The organism is Thiocapsa imhoffii, assembly GCF_016583985.1.
Lineage (GTDB): Bacteria > Pseudomonadota > Gammaproteobacteria > Chromatiales > Chromatiaceae > Thiocapsa > Thiocapsa imhoffii.
On the sequence record NZ_NRSD01000042.1, the window covers coordinates 1 to 9,945 of the forward strand.

General features: G+C 59.4%; 16 protein-coding genes. 8 read left to right on the forward strand and 8 right to left on the reverse strand.

Annotation, left to right across the window (positions count from 1 at the left end):
* A partial coding sequence (locus tag CKO25_RS19810; RefSeq protein WP_242467770.1) for a transposase occupies positions 1–289 on the reverse strand: 289 nt, incomplete at its 3' end.
* A gap of 413 nt (positions 290–702) precedes the next feature.
* Between CKO25_RS19810 and CKO25_RS19815 the strand changes: the two genes are divergently transcribed.
* The gene (locus CKO25_RS19815; protein WP_200389680.1) at positions 703–1,047 is read left to right on the forward strand and encodes a hypothetical protein; all 345 of its coding nucleotides are present in this window, start codon (positions 703–705) and stop codon (positions 1,045–1,047) included.
* A gap of 7 nt (positions 1,048–1,054) precedes the next feature.
* Positions 1,055–1,363 (forward strand): hypothetical protein, encoded by a 309-nt coding sequence (locus CKO25_RS19820; RefSeq protein ID WP_200389681.1) that lies wholly within the window; start codon positions 1,055–1,057, stop codon positions 1,361–1,363.
* Positions 1,364–1,779: 416 nt separating this feature from the next.
* Here the strand turns inward: CKO25_RS19820 and CKO25_RS19825 are convergent, their stop codons facing one another.
* The 5 genes from CKO25_RS19825 to CKO25_RS19840 form a co-directional block, all read right to left on the reverse strand.
* Entirely contained in the window at positions 1,780–2,211 is a 432-nt protein-coding gene (locus tag CKO25_RS19825) for a DUF29 domain-containing protein (protein WP_200389682.1), read from the reverse strand.
* A 63-nt stretch (positions 2,212–2,274) separates the two neighbouring features.
* Positions 2,275–2,475, reverse strand: a complete 201-nt coding sequence (locus CKO25_RS19830) for a hypothetical protein (protein WP_200389683.1) — start codon at positions 2,473–2,475, stop codon at positions 2,275–2,277.
* A 72-nt stretch (positions 2,476–2,547) separates the two neighbouring features.
* The gene (locus CKO25_RS19835; RefSeq protein ID WP_200389684.1) at positions 2,548–2,964 is read right to left on the reverse strand and encodes a CCDC90 family protein; all 417 of its coding nucleotides are present in this window, start codon (positions 2,962–2,964) and stop codon (positions 2,548–2,550) included.
* 466 nt (positions 2,965–3,430) lie between these two features.
* Positions 3,431–3,562: a hypothetical protein gene (locus CKO25_RS21730; protein WP_276569068.1), complete on the reverse strand. Its 132-nt coding sequence runs from the start codon at positions 3,560–3,562 to the stop codon at positions 3,431–3,433.
* A 1-nt stretch (position 3,563) separates the two neighbouring features.
* Positions 3,564–4,013, reverse strand: a complete 450-nt coding sequence (locus CKO25_RS19840) for a coiled-coil domain-containing protein (protein ID WP_200389685.1) — start codon at positions 4,011–4,013, stop codon at positions 3,564–3,566.
* Positions 4,014–5,035: 1,022 nt separating this feature from the next.
* Here CKO25_RS19840 and CKO25_RS19845 point away from each other — a divergent pair.
* The 6 genes from CKO25_RS19845 to CKO25_RS19870 all read left to right on the forward strand — a co-directional run bounded on the left by CKO25_RS19845 (position 5,036) and on the right by CKO25_RS19870 (position 7,218).
* On the forward strand, positions 5,036–5,227 hold the full coding sequence (locus CKO25_RS19845) for a BrnT family toxin (protein WP_200389686.1): 192 nt from the start codon (positions 5,036–5,038) through the stop codon (positions 5,225–5,227).
* 67 nt (positions 5,228–5,294) lie between these two features.
* On the forward strand, positions 5,295–5,594 hold the full coding sequence (locus tag CKO25_RS19850) for a BrnA antitoxin family protein (RefSeq protein ID WP_200389687.1): 300 nt from the start codon (positions 5,295–5,297) through the stop codon (positions 5,592–5,594).
* A gap of 147 nt (positions 5,595–5,741) precedes the next feature.
* Entirely contained in the window at positions 5,742–6,260 is a 519-nt protein-coding gene (locus CKO25_RS19855) for an REP-associated tyrosine transposase (RefSeq protein WP_200389688.1), read from the forward strand.
* Between the two features lie 29 nt (positions 6,261–6,289).
* On the forward strand, positions 6,290–6,427 hold the full coding sequence (locus tag CKO25_RS19860; RefSeq protein ID WP_200389689.1) for a hypothetical protein: 138 nt from the start codon (positions 6,290–6,292) through the stop codon (positions 6,425–6,427).
* 262 nt (positions 6,428–6,689) lie between these two features.
* Positions 6,690–7,016 carry a type II toxin-antitoxin system VapC family toxin gene (locus CKO25_RS19865; protein WP_200389690.1) on the forward strand — a complete coding sequence of 109 codons (327 nt, stop codon included), beginning with the start codon at positions 6,690–6,692 and terminating at the stop codon, positions 7,014–7,016.
* Entirely contained in the window at positions 7,006–7,218 is a 213-nt protein-coding gene (locus tag CKO25_RS19870) for a hypothetical protein (RefSeq protein ID WP_200389691.1), read from the forward strand. Before CKO25_RS19865 ends, CKO25_RS19870 begins: the two co-directional genes overlap by 11 nt.
* A 736-nt stretch (positions 7,219–7,954) precedes the next feature.
* Here the strand turns inward: CKO25_RS19870 and CKO25_RS19875 are convergent.
* The gene (locus tag CKO25_RS19875; RefSeq protein ID WP_200389692.1) at positions 7,955–8,332 is read right to left on the reverse strand and encodes a DUF5615 family PIN-like protein; all 378 of its coding nucleotides are present in this window, start codon (positions 8,330–8,332) and stop codon (positions 7,955–7,957) included.
* On the reverse strand, positions 8,329–8,940 hold the full coding sequence (locus CKO25_RS19880; RefSeq protein WP_200389693.1) for a DUF433 domain-containing protein: 612 nt from the start codon (positions 8,938–8,940) through the stop codon (positions 8,329–8,331). Before CKO25_RS19880 ends, CKO25_RS19875 begins: the two co-directional genes overlap by 4 nt.
* Between the last annotated feature and the right edge of the window lie 1,005 nt (positions 8,941–9,945).

The following is a 9,945-nucleotide window of genomic DNA, read 5'->3' on the forward strand; positions in this document are numbered from 1 at the left end:
GTGACCGTAGTGCCGCATTGATATGCTCTAGGAGTCCGCTGTGTGTCCATTTATTATAATAGTAATTAACAAGGTGGTATGAGGGGAAATCTTTTGGTAAATATCGCCATGGACAGCCTGTCTTATTCAAATAGAAAATCGCGTTTAAAATCTCGCGAATATCTACTTCACGAGGTCGCCCTGTCTTGTATGGCTCAAGCTCGTTCAAAATGGGCTCAATGATCGCCCACTCTTCGTCTGAGAGGTCGCTTGGGTAGCGGATAGGCGTATGAGAATTTTCTTTGGTCATGTTCAATTCTCCGAAGTCAAAAGTGGCATTCGCATTATGATTGCCCATGCTATCGGAATTTTATGACATTAAATCAATAATTTAGTTCCTATACAGCCTCTTAGCTAATCTCTCTTTAAAGATTGGAGATCATCAACTAACCAACGAGCCGTATCACGTTAGGATAGAGATTTCAGTCGACGAGTTTATTAGCATCGTACAGATTATTTCTGGAGCTAAGGTAGCGATGGCGGACAAGTCTGTTCGCGAAGGCGTCATAATTGACATCGATACTATAAGAAACCTCCGTAGCATTTCTATCGAGGAGCTTGAGCCGGAATTATATGGTGGCCTTGATCGACTTCATATCGTAAGCAAAAAAAGGTTCTTCGATTGCCTTACTGAGCAAACGATCACCCGATTGGAGCCTGAGTATGGATAATTATCGAACTGTACAAACTGCTCAAACGTTCCGAACAGTCATGATCGGCGGTATTTTAGCGGGTCCTTGCGTGCCAACTGATGCGCTTAGTTATAGCGAAGGGTACAATCCGGCTTTCACAAGAAGCTGCAACTACAATATTTCGTTGACGGGAACCTCGTCGACATGCGAGGCGCTTCATGATTACCTTTCTGGAGTCGCTTGGTCAGCTGCAAGGGAACCGTTCGAAGCTCTTATCACGGATTTCTTTCTAGAGCTTTCATCGAAACAAGAGCCACTTGGTTCAGAGTTTGAGCAAGTTCTTTTTGAGAATCTATGGGATCTTTATCAGAGCTAAGTCGTTTATGGCTATCACGGCAGAAAATATCAAGGACCATATTCCGTATTATTTGACCCAGGAAGCAAAAGAAGGTCTAACCAAGGCGCTCAAAGATTTTCCTGATAAGATCAACTATTACACGGGAAAATGCCAAGATGAACTTCTTCAGGGGGATGGATGGTTTGGTTTTAAGGTAATCAATCTAGAAACGATGCAGCAAAGAGTGATAAAGGGAATAATACTAAGCAACAGCTGCGACATTAACCAAGATAACAAGAGAGATCTTCCTGAAAGCATTGTTTTCGCGCCCATTATCCCCCTTACTCTATATTGAGAACTCTCTCGTAAAAGGCGGTATAAGCCCTGATAGAATCTCTGCGAAAATTTTAGCAATAAAGGAGCAGAAGGTTACTTCGTTATTCTATCTACCGAAGGGTGGGACTCTTGAGTTCGACCATATTGCGCCGCTAGATGATCTACATACAGTTCCAGCGCGTATGCTACATTCGAACACTGGAAAGAAGAAGCAGTTTACGCTGAGTCAGGTTGGATTTTATATATTCCTTTTCAAGCTTTCCATACATTTCTGCAGGTTTCACGAGAATGTGCTTCGTGATTAGATTGAGCGCCGTGCGAATATAGCGGTTGTACGCCGCGATTAGCGGCTTGAGAGTTGCCGCCGAATCACGAATGTCCGTTTTTTGTTTGGGATTTTCAGTTCGCCGACCCCCGAGATCCTGCGCGCGATCACTATAACTTTCGTAACCAGTCTGGATGCAGAATGTCGGCCTGTGGCCATGGGCAATTGTCCGGGAAGGTGTCCAACCCGGTTTCCAGGGTGGCAGCGGCGACGGCATCGGCCCAGGTTTCTTCCCACCAGGCCGCATCGCTGAGGATCGCTTTGAGGCTTGGCGTGCGCGCGAGACGCAGGGCAATCGCTCTGCGCTGGGTGCGGATCGTTCCTTCCCAGCTCCTGCCGCGTTGATCCGACCGATACTTCCATTTCAATAGATGGGCAAGCAACACGGCCATGCGGCTCGCCAGCTCACGCTGCTCGCTTTTTCCCACGTCCTCGATCTCCTCGGCGATATGCACGATATCCAATCGGTCAAATTGTCCTTCTCGCAGCAGCCGAGCCTGCTCGTTCGCCCACGCAACGATGTCGTCTTCATAGGTTTGCATCGGATGTCTCCCCGGTCGGACTCTCGGAATCGGCTTCTCGGGACCATGTTTCGCTGCACGATCTTAGCGGGTGAGCGCCGGTAACCGCTGTCGTGGGTCGAGCAAGCCTACGACGCCCTTCAGGCCATGCCGCCTTCGCGCTGGCTGGAGGTGGTTGACGAGAATTTCGTCGCCGATCCCGGGCGTGAGCTGGAGCGCGTCCTGGCGTTCCTTGGCCTTGAAGCAGATCGGCGCGCGCAGGAGGCGGCCGTGCGGGATGTTCATGGCGGCAGCGTCGGCACGGGACGCGCTGCCTTGGATGACGAGGCGCTGGCGCGTTTGACAGCTTTGGTAGGGTTAAAGCAGCTTCACCAAAGCCGCCATCGCACCGACTTGAGCGAACATCAGCGGGATGAGCCACAGCAGCAAGCTATTGCGGCTACGCTCGATCGCGGCGGTCATATCGCCGCGCATTTGGACCATTTCTTTCTGAAGCCTGAGCTCGGTTTGGCGTAGCTCGCCACGCAACTGCTCGATGTCGGTCTTGACCTCGCCGCGCAACTGCTCGATCTCGGTCTTGACCTCGCCGCGTAACTGCTCGATCTCCTTTTGCAGACGCAGCTCCGTCTCACTCAGATGCGTGCGCGTCACGAGATCCGGAAGATGGGGATAACGCTCCTCGAGCCGCTCGAACGCCTCGGCGATCACGCGGGCCCGCGCTCGCTCGTCCGGCGCGCTGGCAAGGGCTTCGTAAAGCTCGACTACGGAGCTCATCGTGGTTTATCCGTGCCTCGTTTGATTGGATTGCAGTGTACACCGGTTGCCGGTCATTCGCCTCGATCCGGCCCACGGGGTGGTGGATGCGCTGCGCTGATCCACCCGACTGAATCTGTGGGAGCCCCGTAGGGTGGATAAGGCGCGCGCTCGAGGGTTGGCGATTGGCAAGACGTCGGCCGCGCCGCATCCACCGGGCGCCGCTCCGGTGCGACCGACGGCGCTCCCGGCCAACGGGGTGGTGGATGCGCTGCGCTGATCCACCCTACATTCCATGCTGCCCTGATGAGCGCGCCGGGCTGGCGCGGCTCAGCGCGGTGCCGAGGGAGAACGGTGTGGTTCTCTATAACGGACGGCGACACTGTTTTGGGTGGAAACGATCGCGCGTCTGCCGATGGCTTCGATGTGGAGCAACGTGAGCCGCGTGTTGCGTTGAGATGGCAGCGTCCGTGCGTCGTCTGTCGGCTCAGTGCCAATCGCCCGCGCGCAGGGCAGCGACCGCATCGGGACTCAGGCCGGTGACCTGGGCGATCTGCCCGTCGGTGAGCACGCCGTGCTGGATGAGGTTGCGGGTGGTCGACGTTTCCCCGGAAATCACCTTAAAGCAGCTTCACCAAAGCCGCCATCGCACCGACTTGAGCGAACATCAGCGGGATGAGCCACAGCAGCAAGCTGTTGCGGCTACGCTCGATCGCGGCGGTCATATCGCCGCGCATTTGGACCATTTCTTTCTGAAGCCTGAGCTCGGTTTGGCGTAGCTCGCCACGCAACTGCTCGATGTCGGTCCTCACCTCGCCGCGCAACTGCTCGATGTCGGTCTTCAACTCGCCGCGTAACTGCTCGATCTCGGTCTTGACCTCGCCGCGTAACTGCTCGATCTCCTTTTGCAGACGCAGCTCCGTCTCACTCAGATGCGTGCGCGTCACGAGATCCGGAAGATGGGGATAACGCTCCTCGAGCCGCTCGAACGCCTCGGCGATCACGCGGGCCCGCGCTCGCTCGTCCGGCGCGCTGGCAAGGGCTTCGTAAAGCTCGACTACGGAGCTCATCGTGGTTTATCCGTGCCTCGTTTGATTGGATTGCAGTGTACACCGGTTGCCGGTCATTCGCCTCGATCCGGCCTACGGGGTGGTGGATGCGCTGCGCATCCAACGGCGACAGCAAGGCGCGCGACGAGGCCGCCGGTGGATGCGGCGCGATCCAGCTCGGCGGCGTGTCCGAGACGGCGTGCCGCGCGCCTTATCCACCCTACATGGGACTGTGGGAGCGGAAAGCCCCGTAGGGTGGATAAGCGTAGCGCATCCACCGACGACAGCAACGCGCGCGACTAGACCGCCGGTGGATGCGGCGCGATCCAGCTCGCGGCGTGTCCGAGACGGCGTGCCGCGCGCCTTATCCACCCTACATGGGACTGTGAGAGCGGAAAGCCCCGCAGGGTGGATCAGCCCCGTAGGGTGGACTAAGCGTAGCGCATCCACCGGCAACAGCAACGCGCGCGACGAGACCGCCGGTGGATGCGGCGCGATCCAGCTCGCGGCGGGTCCGAGACGGCGTGCCGCGCGCCTTATCCACCCTACATGGGACTGTGAGAGCGGAAAGCCCCGTAGGGTGGATCAGCGCAGCGCATCCACCAGCGACAGCTGTGGGAGCGGAAAGCCCCGTAGGGTGGATCAGCGTAGCGCATCCACCAGCGACAGCAAAGCGCGCGACGAGACCGCCGGTGGATGCGGCGCGATCCAGCTCGCGGCGTGTCCGAGACGGCGTGCCACGCGCCTTATCCACCCTACATGGGACTGTGAGAGCGGAAAGCCCCGTAGGGTGGATAAGCGTAGCGCATCCACCAGCGACAGCAACGCGCGCGACGAGGCCGCCGGTGGATGCGGCGCGATCCAGCTCGCGGCGTGTCCGAGACGGCGTGCCGCGCGCCTTATCCACCCGACTTGGGACACCGAGCACGGGCCACGGCCATCACAATCGGTGACCGATCGACCTCGCTGATGCGTCCGGCCAAAGCGGGCCCATCTCGGCGACACAACTTGAATATCCGTACAGACACGCTTAACGTCACCCCATGGAGATCGAATTCGACCCTGCCAAAGCCGCCGCCAATCCGGCCAACCACGACGGGGTGACCTTCGATGAAGCACGTGATGTTCTGCTTGATCCCTTCGCGCTGACACGCGAGGACGTGGATGCAAACGGCGAGCAGCGATTCGTGACCCTTGGCATGGGTGGACAGGGACGTGTCCTCGTGGCGGTGTAGACACTTCGCGGGAATTGCATTCGCTTGATTTCCTCCTGGAAAGCTAACCAATCCCAACGGCGATGCTATGAACAACAGTTCTGATCCCCTTTTCGAAGCCTATGCCGACCTTGATTTTACCGATGCCAAATCTGTTTCCGAGCTACCGGCATTGGCACGTCTGCAGGCCGAACGAGGAAGCCAGTCGCAGGGGACGATGCGTGTGGACAACCGGATCTTGGCGGCGTTCAAGGCGCGCGCCGAGATGATGGGAAGCAATTATCAAACACTGATGAACGATGCACTGCGCCAGTTCGTTGAAGGGCAGACGCTCGCGGATGTCGTGCGCGAAACGATTCGGAGCGAACTCCATCAGAACGGCGCCTGAGGAAAACCGGAGAGCCCGGGGCTGAGATTGCGATGCATCGCGGGGCGGCCTCGACGGTTTATGTTCGGAGCTGTGGCGCGGGGGTTGTCGGATAAGGGTGTAGGGTGGATCAGCGCAGCGCATCCACCCTTCGCTCGATAAGGGAACATGAGCAACTATCAACGCGTCTTCATCCCAGGCGGCTGTTACTTTTTCACCGTCGTCACCATGAATCGAGCCCCGCTCTTCAACACCGAAGCGCATGTCGATATCTTGCGGCAAGCGATGCGCGAGAGGATGGCCAAGCAACCGTTCCAAATAGACGCGATGGTGGTTCTACCCGACCATCTGCATTGCATCTGGCGTTTGCCGGAAGAGGATTGTGATTATTCTTCGCGCTGGCGCGAGATCAAAAAATCTGCCTCCCGCCACATTTCACCCGTCACCAATCGCCGCAATGAACGCCTGGTTTGGCAACGTCGTTTTTGGGAGCATTCCGTTCGCGATGAGGACGATTGGCGCCGGCATGTGGACTACATCCATTACAATCCGGTCAAACATGGGTTGGCGAAAAGACCAGGCGATTGGCCATGGTCGTCCTTCAGGAAAGCGGTCACCAAGGGTTGGTACGATGAAGCATGGGGAACTTGCGAGCCCGAAGCGATCGACGGGATGGATTATGAATGAATGGCCGGGTTTGGCTGGAGGCTGGGTGGATGCGGCGCGATCCAGCTCGCGGCATGTCCGAGACGGCGTGCCGCGCGCCTTATCCACCCTACATGGGACACCGGGGACGGACCACGGTCATCGAGGGACATCGGGAATGGACCAAGGTCATCGCGATCGGTGACTGAATGACCGAACGCCGTAGGGTGGATAAGCGCAGCGCATCCACCGACGACAGCAAAGCGCGCGACGAGGCCGCCGGTGGATGCGGCGCGATCCAGCTCGCGGCGTGTCCGAGACGGCGTGCCGCGCGCCTTATCCACCCTACATGGGACACCGGGGACGTGCCACGGTCATCGCGATCGGTGACTGAATGACCGAACGCCGTAGCGTGGATCAGCGCAGCGCATCCACCGGCGACAGCAACGCGCGCGATGAGGCCGCCGGTGGATGCTTGCATGGTCGGCAATTCTCGATCTTGAGAACATCGCGAACCCGGACATGGAACGTCGGAACGCAATCCAGATGTGGCGATCCCTGGCCTCGGTGAACGTCGACACGAGCCAAAGAATCGAGGTATTGGCGGAGCAGTTCGCAAAAAAAGGCATCAAGCCTATGGACGCATTGCATGTCGCGAGTGCTATCGAAGCCGGCGCAACTTGGTTCTTGACCACAGATCATGCTTTGTTGCGAAAGATGAGAAGTGAAAGCCGTCTGCGCGTTGCAGATCCATTGGACTTCATCCGTATGCTTCAGGAGTCAAACAATGAGAACTGATGCCGAGATTCGCTCGCACGGAATCCAGCTATTAACCAATGCTTTAGGCGTTGTGGAAGCCGAACGCTTCATCGCTCTGCTGAATCGCGAGCGGTTCGATTATACGAAATGGCGGCAGACTCAATGGCCAGACGAAAATGTTGCGTCGTTGGCGCATCGAGCCCGCGGGCTGCGCGAGCAAACCGAGACCAACGCGGATTGAGGGCAAACTCGGGGAGAACATTGTTCTCAAGGAAACCGGGGACGCGGGAAACCGGGGACGTACCAGGGTCATCGCAATCGGCGACCATCGGCCTCGCTGGCTTGCGAGCCACGGTTTATGTTCAGAGCCGTGGTGCGGGGGTTGTCGGATAGGGGTGTAGGGTGAATAAGCGCAGCGCATCCACCGGCGACAGCAAGGCGCGCGACGAGGCCGCCGGTGGATGCGGCGCGATCCAGCTCGCGGCGTGTCCGAGACGGCGTGCCGCGCGCCTTATCCACCCTACATGGGACATCTGGGACGGACCACGGTCATCGCGATCGGTGACTGAATGACCGAACGCCGTAGGGTGGATAAGCGCAGCGCATCCACCGACGACAGCAACGCGCGCGACGAGGCCGCCGGTGGATGCGGCGCGATCCAGCTCGCGGCGTGTCCGAGACGGCGTGCCACGCGCCTTATCCACCCTACTTGGGACATCTGGGACGGACCACGGTCATCGCGATCGGTGACTGAATGACCGAGCCCCGTAGGGTGGATAAGCGCAGCGCATCCACCGACGACAGCAACGCGCGCGACGAGGCCGCCGGTGGATGCGGCGCGATCCAGCCCGCGGCATGTCCGAGACGGCGTGACGCGCGCCTTATCCACCCGACGTGGGACATCGGGAATGGACCACGGTCCTCGCGATTGATTCGGGCAATCGGGGGGGCACCGGCGAGTTAGTGGCTGGCCGGGCTCATACCTCGGGAATCGCATGAAGCACCAGTTCTCCACTGCGCTTCACTTCAAGCACCTGGTTCGTCAGATCACCCGCGCAGTGCCTTTCAACGAATCGAATCGCTTCCTGCAAACGTTCCCACTGCGTTTTCCGATCCAGACCAGCTTCACGGAACGCGATCACACCGGGATGCAACTCGAACCCTTCGGCAAGCTGGATGAAATCACCGACATTCACCGTCACAACAATCCGGCTCTGTGAATAGGCATAGCGCCAGACCTGAATGTCGGGCTTACCCTGAAGGCCGACGTACACGGCGGCACTGGCTTCCAACCCCTGCTGGTTCGCCCAAGCGGCAAGCTGCGGCGAAAGGTTCTCGTCGATCAGCAGCTTCAAGACGTGGTCGCGGTCCGTCTGATCTTCAGTGGCCTCGGGGGTCTGCCCGGCGCCTGGCCCATGTGCGAGCGCAGCTCGGCGTAGCGCAGGGCATTCGCGTCGAGCTGGGGGTAATCTTCGGCGATCTCGCGAAAGGGCACGCCCGCGCGAAATTGCTCGATGAGATGCACGACCGGCACGCGCGTGCCCTTGAAGACCGGCTCACCGGAACAGATTTCCGGCCGGCGCTCGATCATGCCTTCACCTCGCTGAATCATTCGCAACGCACTGTGGGTGCTGTGCACGATCTTGGTTAGGTCGAACGTGATCGGCACGTCACCGGCCCGCACCAGCTTGCGCCCCGTTCGACGCCAGCCGCCAACCTCTCCGGCCTTGACCGTCAATACCGTGTACAGCGCGCGCCGGTCCTCCGGGCTCAACACCAGCCCCTCGCGCTCCAAGGTCCCCTTCAACTTGAAATAGAGCACTTCGCGAAACCGCAGACGGTGACGCTTGAGCCCATCGGCCCGGGCAGGCACATGCAACACGCGTGAAAACTCCTGACGCATCAGCTTGGGGTCTTGCGCCGTGGCCGCTGCCGCGACACGGGTGTCGAATCTCAGAGACATCTGAGCACCTTAAATAGGATTCACTGGGAGGCGTAGTTTATCTCAAGCGCCTTCGTCACGTGTGGTTTACCGTAAGCGCCGCAACGTCGGGGAACCCGTGGGGTACCACGGTCATCGCGATCGGTGACTGAATGACCGAACGCCGTAGGGTGGATCAGCGCAGCGCATCCACCGACGACAGCAACGCGCGCGACGAGGCCGCCGGTGGATGCGGCGCGATCCAGCTCGCGGCGGGTCCGAGACGGCGTGCCACGCGCCTTATCCACCCTACACGGGACACCGGGAATGGACCACGGTCATCGCGATCGGTGACTGAATGACCGAACGCCGTAGGGTGGATCAGCGCAGCGCATCCACCGGCGACAGCAAGGCGCGCGACGTGGTCGCCGGTGGATGCGGCGCGATCTAGCTCGGCGGCGTGTCCGAGACGGCGTGCCGCGCGCCTTATCCACCCTACATGGGACTGTGGGAGCGGAAAGCCCTGTAGGGTGGATCAGCGCAGCGCATCCACCGGCGACAGCAAGGCGCGCGACGTGGTCGTCGGTGGATGCGGCGCGATCTAGCTCGGCGGCATGTCCGAGACGGTGTGCCGCGCGCCTTATCCACCCTACATGGGACTGTGGGAGCGGAAAGCCCCGTAGGGTGGATCAGCGCAGCGCATCCACCGGCGACAGCAAGGCGCGCGACGAGGCCGTCGGTGGATGCGGCGCGATCTAGCTCGGCGGCGTGTCCGAGACGGTGTGCCGCGCGCCTTATCCACCCTACGTGGGACACTGGGTACGGACCACGGTCATCGAGGGACACCGGGGACGGACCACGGTCATCGTGATTGGTGACCAATAGGCCTCGCTGGTGAGTCGGGCCAAAGCGCTTTCAGCGCTCGACCGGCGGTGACCGTCGGCTGGGATCGCCCGCAAGCGGGCTCCCGGAGCAGCCGGTTGATGTGTCGTTGAATGATCTCGATCTGCGCGCCGTCTGGGCCGGTAGCGTGCGCACGACCGGAGC